Raw genomic sequence first — 16,755 nt, 5'->3', positions numbered from 1 at the left:
GTACGCGGAGTCCGGAGTGAGGGGCGCGGGCGGGCGGGTCACGGGCGGGAAACCGGACCGCGGGCTTACCGGTTCATCGGGTGAGGCCGGCGAGGGCGGCGAGCAGCGCGTCGTGCCTGCTCTCCCCGGAGCGCCGCTTCGTCATCGTCCAGCACAGTCCGCAGATGGAGGAGAACTCGCGGTCCGCCAGGTCGCGGTAGCGCGGCAGCCCCGTGAGGACACCGGGGCCGACCGAGCCGAGGGCGCGGAAGAAGTCGTCGTCGTGGAACCCGCGGACGGCGCTCACGGCCTCCGTCCCGTCGGCGGTGTCGCGGCGCAGGGCGGCCGGGCCCGCGCCCATGATCACGGATTCGTTGCAGCAGGCGGTGACGCGGCCGTCGTAGCGCACCACCGTGGCGTCGACGACGTCGCAGGGTCCGAAGTCCCGCCCGGCGGTGCGCTGCCGCCAGGCGTAGTGCGCGGCGCCCCTGCCGTGCGGGAGCCCGTGGGTGGGGATCAGCTCGGCGTGCGCGGGCCAGTCGGGGCCGAGCGCCTCGGTGAGCGAGGCACGGGTGGTGTCCAGGCTGTCGCCCTCGTCGACGCACTGCACGACGATGGGTACGCGGTGCCGTGCGACGACCCGCGCGGCGTTGACGAACCGCTCCGGGCCCTGACCGTCGACGTGGTGGGCGTCGGTGCTCAGGTAGATCGCGGTGGTCAGGGGCAGCAGCCGGTCGATCCACTGCGGGGCGCGCGGCGAGGCCGCCCAGAACCCGCTGGTGTAGATGACCACGTGCTTGCCCGCGTCGGCCAGCCGCCGCACGGCCAGGGTGAGGCCGCGCCGCTCGACGAACGGTTCGCCTCCGGAGATGCCCACCATGGTGAGCTCCGGCATCTCCGCGAGCCGGTCGACGAGCGATTCCAGCAGGGTGAAGTCGGTGATGCGTGGGCTGTCGGGGCGGGAGTCCACCGAGCAGTGCGCGCAGCCCACCGGGCAGCGGTCGGTGAGGAACAGCAGGACCGAGGAGCCGCGTTCGCGGCGGATGGTGAGGATGTCCTGGTGCGTGAGCGCGGTCATGGCGTGCTCCCCGCGGTCTGCTGGGTGCCGGTCGGCGCCGTGGCCTCGGTGAGGCCCAGGGTGATCAGTTCGGCGTACTCGGTGATTCCGTACTGCTGGGCGAAGGAGACCGGGCCGGCCTCGACGAGGAGTTCCTCGGTGTGCTCCTCGACGAGGCGCGTGGTGGGTTCGAGTGCCAGACGGCGTACGTTCGCGGGCACGGCCGGGTCCTTGGAGAGCACCCAGCAGGTCTGGCAGTAGCCCTCGGCGCCGCAGCCGCCGCCCGAGCCGTGGCGCTCCATCAGGTACTCGGGGCCGGTCGCCCGGATCGCCCGGACCATCGGGTTGCCCATGGCCCGTTCCTTGATGGTGGGCCAGTCGTCCTTGGCGATGTGGCCGAGGTAGAGGTGGGGCGGCAGGGGCACCTTGCCGTCCATCACGTCCTGGTTCCCGCACGCCGTCACCTGCCCGTTGAATCCGATGACGGGCCAGGCGGAGACGGCACAGGGAGCAGGCGCCACCTCGCCCCGGGGGAGGGGCGCCTGCTTGAGCCAGGCGTCCGCGCGGCCGTGCGGGCTGACCGGGGCCACGAGCATCGGCACCCGGTCGTCGAAGACCCGGCGGACCTCGGCGGTGAGGTCGGCCAGATACGGGTCACCCGGGCCCGTGCCGGTCAGCTGGAGGCTGACCTGCTTGCCGTCGTCCATGAGTTCTTTCAGGACACGGAAGACCGCGGCCCGCGGGACCTCCTCCTCGTGGAAGACGTCCAGGCTCGCGGAGAAGTGGTCCACCGCGTCGATGGCCCGCTTCACGGGACGTGGGATGCGCCCGTGCTCGGCGAAGTACAGGCCGGAGAGCACATGGGTGCGGGCGCCCACCGCGCGGGAGCGTTCCGCGATGTCCTGGACCAGGCGCGGCCGCAGCAGGGCTTCACCACCCGACATGAGGACGAATTCCGGCCGGTTTCGGGCCGTGAAGGTCTCGGCGAAGCGCCGGAAGAGCCCTTCGGGATATTCCTCGCTGTCAAGCATGGAACTGGTCGAGCAGTGCTTGCAGTGGAGAGGGCACCTGCGGGTGATCCCGAAGAACACCGCAGCCGCGGGCACCGGGCGATATCGCAAGATCTCCATGAGGTGCACCGGAATCCCCCTCCGTCGACATGTTGTTGCGGCTTCCGTGTAGATCTGGTCCGAGTATGAAGTCCCGTACTTACGTTCGTCTTTCAACTCGGTTGAGAACCGGTTCTACCGGTTCTCAACCGACGTATTCAGACGGACGGAAGGACCCCGTCGGGGCGATTGCGCAGCGCGAGTGCCGCGGGCAGAGCGGTCGAAATCAGCGCCAATGCGGCAACGCCCGCGAGGATCAGCGAGTATCCGACCGGGGGAATGCTGAAATCGGTGGACCCCGTCAAAGCGCCGTTCGCCCCGGCAAGGCCCGTGACGGCGATGGCCGTGCCCGTCGCGGCGCCGATCAGCACGGCGATGAGCGTCTCCAGATACAGCATTCCCGTGATGTGCCGGGGGCCGGCCCCGAGGAGACGGAGCAGCGAGACCTCCTTGGCCCGTTCGGCCGTCCCCATGAGCAGCCCGTTGATCATCGATACGGCGGTGAACAGCACCAGGACCGACAGCACCAGGTAGGTGCCCGTGGTGTTGCGCGCCAGCGAGGTGCGCAGCCCGTGGGCGTACTCGTCCACGTCGGTCACCTCGACCGTCGGATGGTCCTTGGCGAGCGCCGCGGCCGCCGCGCGCAGCCGCTCGCCCTGGCCGGGCGCGGCACGGACCAGGACCGAGTCGGTGAGGTTCTCGTGCAGGTGCGGTCCCAGATAGCGCTCGGACAGCAGGATGTCGCCGAGCCCCAGCGGCCGGTCGAAGACGGCGCCGACGGTCAGCGTCACCTTCGTGCCGTCGCCGAGCCAGCCCTGGAAGCGGTCCCCGAGGCCGAAACCGCGCTGCTTGGCGTAGGTGCGGCTGACGGCGGCGGTGCCGTCCTTCTCCAGGCTCGCCAGTGAGCCCTCGCGCAGGCCGAGGTCCATCACCTCGCCGGCCGCCGCCGGGTCGAGCGCCTGCGCGCCGAGGATGTCCGGGGTGCCGAGGACTTCCGAGATGACCGTGGTGGAGCGGGTGGCCGCGACGGCGCCCGCACCGTCCAGGCCACGCGCCGCCTCGGTGACGTCGGCCGGCAGCCCGGGGGAGTCGCCGGGCAGCAGCACGAGGTCCGCCCGGGTGCGCCGGTCGGTCTGCTCGGCGGTGATGCGGTTGAGCGAACCGGTGACGAGCAGCACCGTGCAGGCCATCGCCACGGTCAGCATCAGCGCCGACGCCATGGAGGCCACGCGTCGCACGGAGAACCGGGAGTTGGCGTGCGCCAGCCACCCCGTCACCCCGCCGAGCGCCGAGACCAGCGCGCCCAGCGGGGGCTCCAGGACCCGGGCGAGCAGCGGCCCGAGGAGCGCCGCCGCGCCCATCAGGAGCAGCACGATCAGATACTGGAAGGCGACCCCGACCTCGCCGCCGATGTGCTGCGTGGCGAAGAACAGCGCGATGCCGCCGCCGAGCGGCAGCAGCGCGAGCAGCACCCGGGTGACGGTGACGGGACGGCGCGGCGCCACCGCTTCGCGCAGCGCGTCGGCGGGCCGGACGCGGGAGATCCGCCCCGCCGCCGCGAGCGCCGCGATCAGCGCGAGCAGCAGGGTGGCGGCCCCGGCGAGCAGGAACGGCAGCGGGCCGAGGCTGAGTTCGTACGCCTCCGGAGCCGTGCCGCGCTCGTGCAGGCGGTCCAGGATCACCCCGGACAGCGGCACGCAGAGCAGGAGGCCGGGCAGCAGACCGGCCGTGGCCGCGAGCAGCGTCTCGGCCGCCACCATCCGCCTGACCTGCCAGGACGTCGCACCGACCGCCCGCAGCAAGGCGATCTCCCGGGTGCGTTGGAGCACCCCGAGCGCGATGGTGCCGCCGAGCACGAACACCGCGAGGAAACCGCCGATGCCGGCCATGGGCCCGAAGAGCAGCGTCGTCGACGCGAGCCGCTCCGTGGTGCCCGGCGCCCCCGCCTTGGCGCGCGCGTCACCGGTGAGGACATCCAGGTGCGGCACGTCCAGCGCCGCACGCACCCGCTGCTCCACCGCGTCGGCCGAGAGCCCCTTGGCGAACACCCCCGCGTAGGCGGCCTTCCCGCCGCTTCCTGCGAGCCGCTCGGCGGTGTCCTTGGTGAAGAACAGCGAGGACTGGTCGGGCAGTTCGTCCCGGCCGCGCGGGCGGGCGATCCCCGAGACGCGGTAGGTCGCGGCGCCCTCGGCGGTGACGATCCGCACCCGGTCGCCGACCTCGTGGCCTCCGCGCGCGGCCGTGCCCGCGTCAAGGACCACCTCGTCGGCCGCGCCCGGCGCCTTCCCCGACGCCAGGGCGAACGGAGTCAGGGCGGCGGCCTCCCACGCGTGCCCCTCGGTGACGCCGTCGTCGGGCCCCGCCTGCGGCGACCCGTCCGCGGCGACGGCCTGGGCGTAGAAGGGCGTGTCCGTCACCACGCGCCGCACGCCCGGCACCCCGCCGAGCCGGGCCACCTGCCGCTCGGACAGCCGGGGCGGCTGGTCCAGCGGATAGCTCTCGTGGTCGACGTTCTGTCCCGAGCCCGTGCGGATCACGACGTCCGGGTCCATCCGCACCAGCGCCGTGGTGGCGCCGAACCGGTCGGCCCGCGGCGCCGCCCGCAGCCCCGACTCCACCAGGATTCCGCAGGCGGCGATCAGCATGGCGGCCATCGCGGCGGCACACAGGGCGCCGACGAATCCGTACCGGTGCTGACGGATGCCCGTGAACGCGAGCCTGAGCATCTCAGGACCCCAGCCGCGACATGCGGTCGGAGACGCGCTGCGCGCTCGGCCGTTCCATCGCGTCGACGATCACACCGTCGGCGAGGAAGAGGACCTGGTCGGCGTAGGACGCGGCCTGCGGGTCGTGCGTGACCATCACCAGCGTCTGCCCGGTCGTGTCGACGACCTCCCGCAGCAGGCGCAGCACGTCCTGCCCCGAGCCCAGGTCGAGTGCACCGGTCGGCTCGTCCGCGAAGACCACCTCGGGCCGGGTGACCAGCGCCCGCGCCACCGCCACGCGCTGCTGCTGGCCGCCGGAGAGCTCGGCGGGCCGGTGCCGCAGCCGGTCGGTGAGCCCGGTCCGCGCGATCACGTCCCGCATCCAGTCGCGGTCGGGGCGCCGCCCCGCGAGCCGGAACGGCAGCAGGATGTTCTCCCGCGCGGTCAGCGAGGGCACGAGGTTGAACGACTGGAAGACGAATCCGATCCGCTCCCTGCGCAGGATCGTCAGCTTCCGCTCCCGCATCCTGCTGATGTCGGTGTCCCCGAGGAACACCTCACCGGACGTGGGCCGGTCGAGCCCGGCCGCGCACCGCAGCAGGGTGCTCTTGCCGGAACCGGAAGGGCCCATCACCGAGGTGAAGGACCCGGCGGGCAGCGCCACGGACACCTCGCGCAGCGCGTGCACGGTGCCGTTGCCGTGGCCGTAGGTCCGGGTCACTTGGTTCAGACGCAGAGCGGAGCGCGTCAGCGGCGCGGACCGGCGTGCCTCCTGATCGGGCAGGGTCATGGGGGTTTCCTCCGGATCGGATACGTTCACGGGGTACGGTCACGAAGCAGCCGCGAGGCCGGTATCAGCGCGGCCACCAGGGTCAGCAGGACGGCGCCGACGGCGGCCCCGGCGAGGAACAGGGGCGGGCCGGCGAGGTCCACGCGACCGCTCAGCGCCACGCTGGTCGCCGCCAGCACGACGGCGGCGACACCCCCGCCGAGCAGCAGTCCGCAGGCCGCCACCACCGAGCTCTCCCCGGCGACCAGCGCGAGCACGTCCCTGCGCGTGGCGCCCGCGAGGCGCAGCACCGCGAACTCCCCGGTGCGCGCCAGCTCCGCCATCACCAGGGTGTTCGCCAGGGCGAGCGCGGTGAACACGGCGATCAGCGCGCTGAACACATACGCGGGCCACGTCTGCGACGCCGCCTCGTCGGCCCCCGCGGCCCGCACCGCGTCACGGTCGGCGGCCCGCGCCATCGGCCACGTCCCGGTCAGCTCGGCCAGCTCCTGGCTGAGCGCCCTCTGTCCGCCACCACGTTCGGCTTTGACGTACACCGCGTCGAGGAGCGGGTCGGGCGTGTGGGCGCGCAGCACCCGGCTGGGCACGAGCAGATCGGCGAAGCCGAGGGAGCGGTCGTAGCGCGCCCCGATCCGCAGCTTCGTCCGCGTGCCGTCGGGCAGCCGCATCCGCACCGAGTCGCCGACCCGCCAGCCGTACTCCTTCGCCTGCTCCTGGCTCACCGCCACGGCGGTGCCGTCCGTCAGGCCCTTCAGGCTGCCCTCGCGCACATGCAGGTCCAGGGCGTCCGTCAGCCGCGGATCGGCCGCGAGCGCGGGGGAGTTGACGCTCTCCGCCTCGTCGGTGCGCACCTGTACCCGTACCCAGGCGCCGCTGGTGGCCGACACCCCGGCGACGCCGGGAAGCCGCGCGGCGTCCTCGGCGACGGCGGGCGGCAGGCCCGTCGCGTCCTCGGGGACCAGGACGTGGTCGGCCAGGAGACGCTCGGCCGCCCACTCCTTGGCCGTCGACTGCTGCGAGGTCTGCATGAACAGCGCCGACACCGGAAAGCCGATCATCAGGATCAGCGGCACCGCGGCGGACGCCACCCGGCGCGGCCCCGCCGAGCTGTTGGCGAGCGCGAGCCGCCCCGTGCGGCGGAACAGCGGGCGCAGCAGCGTGCCCACGAGCGGCACCAGCGGACGCACCAGGGCGGGCCCGAGGACGGCCGCCGCGATGAGCAGCGTCAGCACACCGCCGAACGCGAGCCCCGCGCCCTGCACCCCGCCCATCGCGATGCCGAAGAACAGGAAGCACCCGGTGAACAGAAGGAACGCGCACCCCGTCAGGGCGCGCGACAACGGCAGGCGGCGGTCGGCGAGTTCGGCCTCGCGCAGCGCCTCCTCCGGGCGGACCCGGGCCGCCCGCCGAGCCGCGGCCACCACCGAGAGCCGCGTGATGAGGACGCCGACCGCGGCGGCCCCGGCGAGCGGCGGCCACTCGACCCGCACCGTCAGCTCCTCGGGCGCGATGCCGAGGTCCACCAGGCCCCGGGCCAGCGGCTCGGCGAGGGCCGCACCGAGCGGCACGGCGATCGCGGCGCCGATCAGCGCGACGCACAGCGTCTCCCAGCCCAGCATGCGCTTCACCTGCCGGGGCGTGGCCCCGATCACCCGCAGCAGCGCGATCTCGCGGTGCCGCTGGAGGACGGCGAAGGCGAAACCGCTCGCCATCACGAACAGCGCCACGAAGACCGCGAGGGAGCCCATGCTCACCACGAACACCAGCGTGTCCAGGAACTGCACGTCGCTGACGGAGATCTCGGCGCTCGCCGTGTCGGTCAGCACCCGCACGCCCGCCCCGGCGCCCAGCGCGTCCCGCACACGCGAAGCCACCGCCGCCGGGTCCGCCCCGGCGTCGGTGGTCACGGCGATCGCGTGCACGTCACCGCCCGGCGGCGCGAGCCGCGCGGCGGTGGCGGCGCTGAAGAAGAGCGCGACCTGGTCCTTCGTCAACCCGGCGCGCGGCGGCGCCGCCACACCGCTCACGCGGTACGTTCCGCGCCCCTCCACGCTCGTGAACACCCGCACCTTGTCGCCGACATGGATCCGGCCACGCGCGGCCGAAGCGGCGTCGACCACCATGTCCCGCGGCCCCTTGGGGGGCATCCCCTCCCGCAACCGGTAGGGCGTGAGCCGCGCGCTGTCCCAGCCGTGGCCGAGTGAACGCTCCCCGAGCGCGGGCCCCACGGGCCGCCCGTCGGCGCCCGCGACCTGAGCGGAGAAGGCCAGGTCGGGCACCGCGTCCCGGACCCCCTCGACCCGCTCGACGCGTGCGGTCAGCACGCCCGGCAGCTGCGGCCGGGGCACCAGCGGCGCCTCCACGTCGCCGAAACCGGGGGAGTGGTCCTTGCCGTCCAGACCCTCGTCCCGGTCGCCGGTGACGACGAGCGACGCGGCGTCGAAGCGATTCGCCTCGCCCTCGCCGCGCAGCGCGGATTCCAGCAGCACGCCCGACGCCGTCAGCAGGACCAGGGCGAGCGTGACCGCGGCGAGGGAACCCGCGAAAAGCGCACGTCGCGTACGCAGGGTCTGCAGCGCCAGCCTCAGCACGAAGGCCTCCTCATCACGCCCCAAGAATCACGGGGCGCCCTGTCCAAAACCTGTCCACCCGATGTCCCCGCGGGCGAGCGGGCGGTGAGCCTGTCCGGAGAACCGCTGGCAACGCGCACCCCGGGCGTGATCCGATGGCGGTCATGGAGTTCGAGTTACTGGGCGAGTTCGTCGTGCGCGACGACTCCGGGCGGCCCGTGCCGGTCCCGGGCGCGCTCCAGCGGGCGCTCCTGGCGCTCCTGCTGCTGCACGCGCCGTCCGCGGTCAGCGGCGGCCGGATCCTCGCCGAGCTGTGGACCGGGGCGCGCGCCAAGGACCCCACGGCGGCCCTGCACACCGCCGTCGCCAAGCTGCGCCGCGCCCTGCACCCGCACGCCCCGGCCCTCATCCTCACCGGACCCGCGGGCTACCGCCTCGACCTGACGGGGCACACCTTCGACGTGCGGCGCTTCGAGGCCGGGCTCGGCGCCGCGCGCGCCCGCGGCGGCGCGGCCCCGCGCGCCGCCGCCCTGCGCGACCTGCTGCGCGGCCATCCGGGGCCGCCGCTCGCCGGACTGCCCCCGCTGCCGTTCGTCGAGCAGGAGCGGGCCAGGATTGAAGCGCTTCGACTCTCCGCGCTCGAACAGCGGGCCGAGGCCGAACTCGACGTCCTCGCGCACATGACGGCGCCCGACCCGTCGGCCGATCCGCCCGCGCTCGTCGAGGAGCTGCGGGCCGCGGTCCACGAGGACCCCGACCGGGAGCGGGTGCGCGCCCTGCTCATCAAGGCCCTGCACGCGAGCGGGCGCCAGGCCGAGGCGCTGGAGGTGTACCGCGTCGCCCGCGCCGATCTGCGTGAACGCCTCGGCATCGAGCCGGGCCCCGAACTGCGCGCCGCGCAACGCGAGGTCCTCGCGGCCACACCCGCCCGCGCCCCTGCCCCTGCCCCGGCTCCTGCCCCCGCGCGCCCCCCGGAGCGCCGGCCCGCCCCGGAGTCCGCCCCGCCGCGGAACCATGCCCCGGACGGGAACTCCATGGGCCGCGGCGAGGTCCCCACTCCGGCTTCCGCCCCGCCCCCTGCTCCCGGGTCCGCCCCGCCACCACCGTGGGCGCCGCAGGACCATGCCCCGGACGGGAACTCCATGGGCCGCGGCGAGGTCTCCACTCCGGCTTCCGCCCCGCCCCCTGCCCCTCGGTCCGCCCCGCCACCACCATGGGCGCCGCAGGACCATGCCCGCGACGGGAACTTCGTGGGTCGCGGCGAGGAACTGCGGGAGCTGTCGCGCCGGTTGGCGGGGCCCGGACTGGTGACCGTCGTTGGCGCCGCCGGTCTCGGCAAGACCCGGCTGGCCCTCGCCGTCGCGGCCCGCGAGGAACAGGCGGGCGCCGAGGTGTGGCGCGTCGACCTGGTGCCGTGCCCGCCCGGCGGGGTCACCGCCGCCGTCGCCGAGGCCATGGGGATCGCAACAGGCGGGCTCGTGCCGCGTGCCGCGCGGCTGCGGGTGCGCGCTACGGCCGCGCGCCGCGCGCGCCCACTCCTGCTGCTCGACAACTGCGAGCACGTCCTCGGCGACGCGGGCGAGGTGGCCGCCGAACTCCTCACCTCCTGCCCCGCGTTGCGCATCCTCGCGACCAGCAGGGAGTGCCTGGGCGTCGCCGGGGAGCACCCGTACGCACTGTGCCCCATGAGCGCCCACGACGCGGCGCGGCTGTTCCGCACCCGTCTGCACCGCCTCGCCCCCGCGGCCGCCGACGCCGCGCTCGACCACGAGATCGGCGAGGTCTGCGCCGCCGTCGACCGGATGCCGCTCGGCATCGAACTCGTCGCGGCCAAGGCGGTGACCGCGCCGCTCGACATCATCGTCGGTCAACTCCGGGCCCGCCGCGGCAACTTGGACACCCGGCTGTGGTCGGCCGACCCTCGCCATGCCACGCTGCGCGCCGCCGTCGACTGGAGCTACCGCCTCCTCACCCCCGAGGAGCGGGCGGTCATGCGGGCCGTGTCGGTCTTCGCGACCGGCTTCACCGTCGAGGCCGCGGCGGCCGTCGCGGGACCCGGCGCGCCCGCCATGCTGGCCTGCCTCGCCGGCAAGTCGCTCCTCGTCTTCTCGCCTTCCCCGGAGCGCCCCACCTACCGGATGCTGGTCTCCGTGCGCCAGTACGCGCGCGCCGCCCTCGCCGAGCACGGCGAGGAGCCCGCGGCGCTGCGCCGCCACGCCCGCTGGGTCGCCGCCCTCGCCGAACGCACCGCGCACCGCATGCGCACCGGGGGCTTCCGGGAGGCGTACGCGGAGATGGGCGCCGTCGCGCCGGAGGTCTCCGCCTGCCTCGACTGGCTCCAGGGCACGGACCGCACCCGGGGCGCCGGGGAACGCCCCGGCGGCGACGGCTCCGATGCCCTGCTCGCCTCCCGCATCGCCACACGCCTCGCCCTCTACTGGACCGCCGCGGGCCGCCAGGCCGAAGGGCGCGAGCGGCTCGCCCGCGCGCTGCGGGACACCCCGCCCCGAACCCCCTGGCACGCCGAGGCATTGGCGTGGTGCGGCTGGCTCGGGGTCAACATCCGCCAGGACCGGGGCGACGAGGAACTGCTGCGGCGTGCCGTGCCCGCGGCCGAGGAGGCGGGCCAGGACGCGGGCGTGGCGTTCGTGGGCGCGCTCGCCCTCGCCGTGCACGTACGCCAGGAGCGCCTGACGGAGGCGCGCGCGGTGGCCGACCGCACCGAAGCCGCCCTCGACGCCTACCGGCACGGCTGGGAGACCGGCATCTGGCAGCTCTTCCACAGCGAGCTCCTCGTCGCCGAGGACCGCGCACGGCCCGCCCTGACCGCCGCCGTCACCGCCAGGGAGCTCCTGGCGGGCGTCGACCCGCACTCCGCCGCCACCGCGTGGATCATGACGGGCATGGCGCAGGAACGCCTCGGCGACCGCGCGTCCGCCCTGCGCTCCTGGCACGGCGCCCACCAGGAGCTTCTGCTCATCGGTTCCGAGCACGAGGCCGCCTGGGTGAAGGCCCTGCTCGGCTACGCGGCCGCGGGCGACGGCGACACGGCGGCCGCGGAGAGCTTCGCGCGGGGCATGGAGGCCTACGCGGACGAGACCGGCGAGGCGTTCCTGCGGGCGAAGGCGGCGACACTGCGGGCCCTCGTCGCCGGCGCACGCGGCGATATCGAAGCCGCCGAACGGCTGCACCTGACGGCCGTGTCCGCCTACCAGGAGGGCCACCGCCCCGAGTGCGCCGCGCATGAACTGGCCCTGCTGGGGCGGCTCGCCGCCGACCACGGCGACCTGGTCCTCGCCCGCATCCGCTGGGCGCACGCGCTGCGCGCCGCGAAGCTCTCGGGCCGCGCCTTCGCCGAGATCCTGCCTCTGCGCGGCCTCGCCGGGCTCCCGCAGGACGACCCGGCGGCCGCGCGGGCGCTGCGGATCCGCCTCGACGAGGTGCTGCGGGACGCCCCGCCACCGCGCAGCACCGAATGCCCCTTCCACCTCGCGGTACCCGCGGCGGCCCGCCCCGCCTCGGCGCTCCGTGCCGCCCGCCGCGCCGACGCGGGCCGGCAGGCGCTCGCGCCCGGCCAGGCGGATGATCTCCTCATCGAGGGCGGCGATCCGGCGCCGCACGACGGCCTTCCCCGCTGAACACTCCCGCAGGGCGGGGCGGGCCCGGGCGTCCTCCGCCCACTGACTGATGCGCCAGTCAGCAGCACAATCCCATGGGGGGCAGGGATTCCGGCGTACGAATGTTGTGCTCATCGCAACACGTATGTACGGTGGCCCACCATGCAGCCAGAGCAGCGGGACGACGTGTCCGAGCGTGTACGCAAGGTCATCGCCGACGCGGGTGTGACCCAGCGGGAGTTCGCGCGCCGGATCGTCATGGACCCTTCCAAGCTGTCCCGCTCCCTCGGCGGCACACGCCGGTTCACCGCGGCCGAGCTGGCCCGCATCGCCGCCACCGGCGGCGTCGACGCGGGCTGGCTCCTCGGTACGCCGGACGCCGCGCCCCCGGCCCGGCGGCAGCGCGCCGGGGGGCCGCTCACGGAGGGCGGCAGGCCCCTGCAGATCGTGCGCGAGACCGTGCGCCTCATCGCCGAGCACGGCTTCCACGCCGTCCGCGTCCAGGACATCGCCGCGGCCTGCGACACCAGCACCGCCGCCATCCACTACCACTTCCCGGGCCGCGACGACCTCCTCGAAGCCTCCGTGCGCTGGTGCATGGACGAGGACACCGCCCGCCGGGCCGCGCGCGTCGCGGACGCGGCCGACACCGCCGACGAACTGCGCCAGCTCATCGAGCTCCAGATCCCGCGCAGCGCGCGGCAGCGCCGGCAGTGGAGCGTCTGGCTCGACCTGTGGGCGGAGGCCGCCCGCTCCACCGCCGTGGGCCGCCTGCACACCGACTACTACCGGCAGTGGCGCACCACCGTCGCCGACGTCATCCGGCGCGGCGTCGCCGAAGGCGTATTCCGCCCCGCCGACCCCGAGGCCGCGGCGCTGCGCCTGACCGCGCTGATCGACGGCCTCGCCGCACAGGTCCTCGCCTGCGCACCCGACGGCCCCGGCACGAGCCCCGACGACATGCACGAGGCCCTCACCGCCTACGTCGACGCCACGCTGACCGCGCACTGACTTCTCGTACGCCCCCTTACGACCCCGACCCCCCGAGGAAGAGTTCCGCATGCCCGTGAACGACAACGTCATCATCACCTGCGCCCTGACCGGCGCCGGCGACACCGTCCGCAAGAGCCCGCACGTGCCCGTCACGCCCGAGCAGATAGCCACGTCCGCCGTGGAGGCCGCCGAGGCGGGTGCCGCCGTCGTGCACATCCACGTCCGCGACCCGGAGAGCGGTGCCCCCTCCCGCGACCCGCGCCTGTACCGCGAGGTCGTCGAGCGCATCAAGGAGACCGGCACCGACGTCGTCATCAACCTCACCGCGGGCATGGGCGGCGACCTCGTCATCGACCCGGACGAGCCGCTCAAGCACCTGCCGGGCACCGACCTCGTCAGCGGCCTCGACCGCCTCCCGCACGTCGAGGACCTGCTCCCCGACATCTGCACGCTCGACTGCGGCTCGCTCAACTTCGGCGACGGCAGCAACCTCTACATCTCCACGCCCGACATGCTCCGTCAGGGCGCCAAGCGCATCCAGGAGCTGGGTGTCCGCCCCGAGCTGGAGATCTTCGACACCGGCCAGCTGTGGTTCGCCAAGCAGCTCCTCGCCGAGGGGCTGCTCGACGACCCCACCGTCTTCCAGCTCTGCATGGGCGTCCCGTGGGGTGCCCCCGCCGACCCGGGCGTCCTGCAGTCCATGGTCAACATGCTTCCCGAAGGCGCCCAGTGGGCCAGCTTCGCGCTCGGCCGCATGCAGATGCCGTGGGTCGCCCAGTCCATCCTGCTCGGTGGCCAGGTCCGCGTCGGTCTGGAGGACAACCTCTATCTCGGCAAGGGCGACAAGGCGACGAACGCGCAGCTTGTGGAGCGGGCTGTGCGGATCACCGAGTCGCTCGGGTCGCGCGTCGCCACGCCGGACGAGGCCCGGCGGAAGCTCGGTCTCAAGGCCCGCGTCTAGCGCTTCGCCGGACTGTGCGGTGTCTCAGCCGCGGGCCGGATGTGGCTGGTCGCGCAGTTCCCCGCGCCCCCCAGGGCGCCACCCCGCCGCAGCTGGAAAGGAACCCCCTCATGACCACGACCACCACCCCTGAAGAAGTACGCCGCGTCGCCTGTGTCGGCGCCGGAGTGATCGGTGGCGGCTGGGTCGCCCATTTTCTGGCCCGTGGCTATGACGTCACCGCCTGGGACCCCGCCCCCGACGCCGAGCAGCGGCTGCGCCGCCTCGTGGGGGCCGCCTGGCCCGCGCTCACCCAGCTGGGGCTCGCCGAGGGCGCGTCCCAGGACCGCCTGACCGTCGCCGCGTCCCTCGAAGAGGCCGTCGCCGACGCCCAGTTCGTGCAGGAGAGCGCCCCCGAGAAGCTGGAGCTCAAGCGCGACCTGCTCGCCCGGCTGGACCCCGCGGCGCCCGCCGGGGTCGTCATCGCCTCCTCCACCTCCGGCTACCCGATGACCGACATGCAGACCGAGGCCACGACGCCCGGCCGCCTCGTCGTCGGGCATCCCTTCAACCCGCCGTACCTCATCCCGCTCGTCGAGGTCGTCGGCGGCGAGCGGACCGACCCCGAGGCCGTCGCCTGGGCGTCCCGCTTCTACGAGACCGCGGGCAAGTCCGTGATCACGATGAAGAGCGAGGTCCCCGGCTTCATCGCCAACCGCCTCCAGGAAGCCCTGTGGCGCGAGGCCCTGCACATGGTCGCCAACGGCGAGGCCACCGTCCAGGAGATCGACGACTCCATCACCGAAGGGCCGGGCCTGCGCTGGGCGTTCATGGGCCCCATGCTCACCTTCGCGCTCGCGGGCGGCGAGGGCGGCATGGCGCACATGCTCGACCACTTCGGCCCTTCCCTGAAGTCGCCGTGGACGCGCCTGGAAGCCCCCGAACTCGACAAGAGGCTGTACGACGCCGTGGTCGCCGGATGCGACGAGGAGGCGGCCGGGCGCACCATCGCGGACCTCGTCGCCGAGCGTGACCAGGGCGTCATCGACGTACTGCGGGCGACGGGCCGTCTGCCCAAGCAGCGGAAGGACGCCAAGTGACCCTGCCCCTCCTGTACCGGACCGTCCGCCCCGAGTGGATCGACTACAACGGTCATATGAGCGAGGCCTTCTACGTCCTCGTCTTCGGCTACGCCACCGACGCCATGATGATCGAGACGGGCCTGCACGCGGGCTACCGCGAGTCCACCGGCTGCTCCCTCTACACGGTCGAGGCGCATATCCGTTACCTGAACGACGTCCCGGAAGGCGTCCATCTCGCCGTCCGCACCCGCCTGCTGGGCGCCGACGCCAAGAAGGCGCGCTTCACGCACGAGATGTACGTCGTCGAGGACGCCGGGGCCGAACCTGCCCCGGACGCGGCCCCGGTGGCCACCACGGAGCTGCTCGCGGTCCACGTCGACCAGAACGCGGGCCGCGCGGCGCCCTTCCCGGACGACATCCGGGAGCACCTCAAGGGCCTCGCGGAAGCGGCCCCGGAGTGGGCGGGCCGTTCGATCGCCGTCGTGTGAATCCGCGGGCCGGATGTGGCTGGTCGCGCCGTTCCCCGCGCCCCTGCCGGGGCTCACCGCTCAAGCTCCTTGTGCGCCGTCTCCGGCAACCGCAAATAGACCACCGACGACAAAAGGCACAGCACGGCCACGTACCAGGGGAACAACCCCGGAGAGCCGATCTCCTTGAACAGGGTTCCCACGTACGGGGCCGTGCCGCCGAACACCGCCACGGTCAGCGAGTACGGGAAGCCGATCCCGGCGGCCCGCACCCGCGCCGGGAACACCTCCGCGTTCACGGCGGCCGAGATCGACGTGAACCCGGTGAGCAGCACCATCCCCGCGCACTGCACGAGCAGCAGCGAGACGAACGACCCGGAGAGCGACTTCAGCAGCGGCACGCTCAGAACGGCGAACCCGATGCCGAAGAAGAGCAGCAGCGGCCTGCGCCCGACGCGGTCGGAGAGCAGCCCGCCCACCGGCTGGAGCAGGGCGAAGAACGCGAGCGAGAGCGTGCCCGCGAGCAGCGCCTGGCTCTTGCCGATGCCGGTGTTCAGCTCGGCGTACGTCGGCAGGTACGACGTCCACGTGTAGTAGGCGATGGTGCCGCCCGCCGTGATGCCGCAGATCAGCAGCGACTGACGCCGATGGTGGCGCAGCGCGTCGAGGAGTCCGGGCCGCTCGCCCCGCTCGGCGGGCGCCCGGTGTGTCTCGTACGCGCCCTGCCTGATCCAGAAGCCGACCAGGCTGAGCACCGCCCCGAGCAGGAAGGGCAGCCGCCAGCCCCAGCCGTCCATCTGCCCGTCGGAGAGCGTGGCGACCAGCAGGGCCGCGACGCCCGACGCGGCCAGCTGGCCCGCGCTCGTGGAGACGTACTGGAAACTGGAGAACAGGCCGCGCCGCCCCGGACCCGCCGACTCCACGAGGAACGTCGTCGACGCGGCGAACTCGCCGCCCACCGAGAGGCCTTGCAGCAGCCGCGCCGCGACGAGCACCACCGGTGCGAGCACGCCCACGGACGCGTACGTCGGGGTCAGGCCGACCAGCAGACTGCTGCCGCCCATCAACAGGATGGTGACGGTCAGCGCGGCCCGCCTGCCGCGCCGGTCGGCGACGGCGCCCATCAGCAGGCCGCCCACGGGCCGCATGAAGAAGCCGACGGCGAAGACGGCGAACGTGGAGAGCAGCGGCACCAGGGAGTTCCCCGAGCCCTTGGGGAAGACCTGGCCGGCGATGTACGTGGCGAGGAAGGTGTACGCGTACCAGTCGTACCACTCCACGGCGTTGCCGACCGACGCGGCGAGCAACTGCCGTATCGGACGCCGCTCGTGGGCGGGGGAGGCGTCGGTCACCTGCTGGTCGTGCTGTGTCATGATCACGACCTTCCCCTGTGAGGCGGCGCCCCACACGTGCTGTCCGTCAGGCGGACAGCGGGCCCCCCTACTC

Annotated in this window: 11 protein-coding genes; 5 read left to right on the top strand and 6 right to left on the bottom strand. The window is 73.9% G+C overall.

Going from position 1 to position 16,755, the window contains the following annotated elements:
* Positions 1-73 precede the first annotated feature (73 nt).
* The 5 genes from ACWDZ7_RS04215 to ACWDZ7_RS04195 all read right to left on the bottom strand — a co-directional run bounded on the left by ACWDZ7_RS04215 (position 74) and on the right by ACWDZ7_RS04195 (position 8,231).
* Complete coding sequence (locus tag ACWDZ7_RS04215; protein WP_451794642.1) at positions 74-1,057, bottom strand: radical SAM protein; 984 nt, start codon at positions 1,055-1,057, stop codon at positions 74-76.
* Entirely contained in the window at positions 1,054-2,166 is a 1,113-nt protein-coding gene (locus ACWDZ7_RS04210; RefSeq protein ID WP_451794640.1) for a radical SAM protein, read from the bottom strand. Before ACWDZ7_RS04210 ends, ACWDZ7_RS04215 begins: the two co-directional genes overlap by 4 nt.
* A gap of 137 nt (positions 2,167-2,303) precedes the next feature.
* Positions 2,304-4,871 carry an FtsX-like permease family protein gene (locus ACWDZ7_RS04205; RefSeq protein WP_451794638.1) on the bottom strand — a complete coding sequence of 856 codons (2,568 nt, stop codon included), beginning with the start codon at positions 4,869-4,871 and terminating at the stop codon, positions 2,304-2,306.
* A 1-nt stretch (position 4,872) separates the two neighbouring features.
* On the bottom strand, positions 4,873-5,640 hold the full coding sequence (locus ACWDZ7_RS04200) for an ABC transporter ATP-binding protein (RefSeq protein ID WP_451794636.1): 768 nt from the start codon (positions 5,638-5,640) through the stop codon (positions 4,873-4,875).
* A 26-nt stretch (positions 5,641-5,666) separates the two neighbouring features.
* Positions 5,667-8,231, bottom strand: a complete 2,565-nt coding sequence (locus ACWDZ7_RS04195; RefSeq protein ID WP_451794635.1) for an FtsX-like permease family protein — start codon at positions 8,229-8,231, stop codon at positions 5,667-5,669.
* 143 nt (positions 8,232-8,374) lie between these two features.
* On the opposite strand from ACWDZ7_RS04195, the gene ACWDZ7_RS04190 reads away from it, so the two are divergent.
* The 5 genes from ACWDZ7_RS04190 (at position 8,375) to ACWDZ7_RS04170 (ending at position 15,330) form a co-directional block, all read left to right on the top strand.
* Entirely contained in the window at positions 8,375-11,848 is a 3,474-nt protein-coding gene (locus tag ACWDZ7_RS04190; RefSeq protein WP_451794633.1) for an AfsR/SARP family transcriptional regulator, read from the top strand.
* 141 nt (positions 11,849-11,989) lie between these two features.
* Entirely contained in the window at positions 11,990-12,838 is an 849-nt protein-coding gene (locus ACWDZ7_RS04185; protein ID WP_451794632.1) for a TetR family transcriptional regulator C-terminal domain-containing protein, read from the top strand.
* 49 nt (positions 12,839-12,887) lie between these two features.
* Positions 12,888-13,781: a 3-keto-5-aminohexanoate cleavage protein gene (locus tag ACWDZ7_RS04180; RefSeq protein WP_451794630.1), complete on the top strand. Its 894-nt coding sequence runs from the start codon at positions 12,888-12,890 to the stop codon at positions 13,779-13,781.
* A 110-nt stretch (positions 13,782-13,891) separates the two neighbouring features.
* Entirely contained in the window at positions 13,892-14,860 is a 969-nt protein-coding gene (locus ACWDZ7_RS04175; protein ID WP_451794628.1) for a 3-hydroxyacyl-CoA dehydrogenase NAD-binding domain-containing protein, read from the top strand.
* Positions 14,857-15,330: a thioesterase family protein gene (locus tag ACWDZ7_RS04170; protein ID WP_451794626.1), complete on the top strand. Its 474-nt coding sequence runs from the start codon at positions 14,857-14,859 to the stop codon at positions 15,328-15,330. The genes ACWDZ7_RS04175 and ACWDZ7_RS04170 overlap by 4 nt, the downstream gene beginning before the upstream one ends.
* A gap of 53 nt (positions 15,331-15,383) precedes the next feature.
* Here ACWDZ7_RS04170 and ACWDZ7_RS04165 read toward each other — a convergent pair whose 3' ends face one another.
* Positions 15,384-16,682: an MFS transporter gene (locus ACWDZ7_RS04165; protein ID WP_451794624.1), complete on the bottom strand. Its 1,299-nt coding sequence runs from the start codon at positions 16,680-16,682 to the stop codon at positions 15,384-15,386.
* Positions 16,683-16,755: the final 73 nt, after the last annotated feature.

It is taken from the genome of Streptomyces sp. NPDC003032 (assembly GCF_053591415.1).
This window is presented reverse-complemented; position numbering and strand designations above follow the sequence as displayed.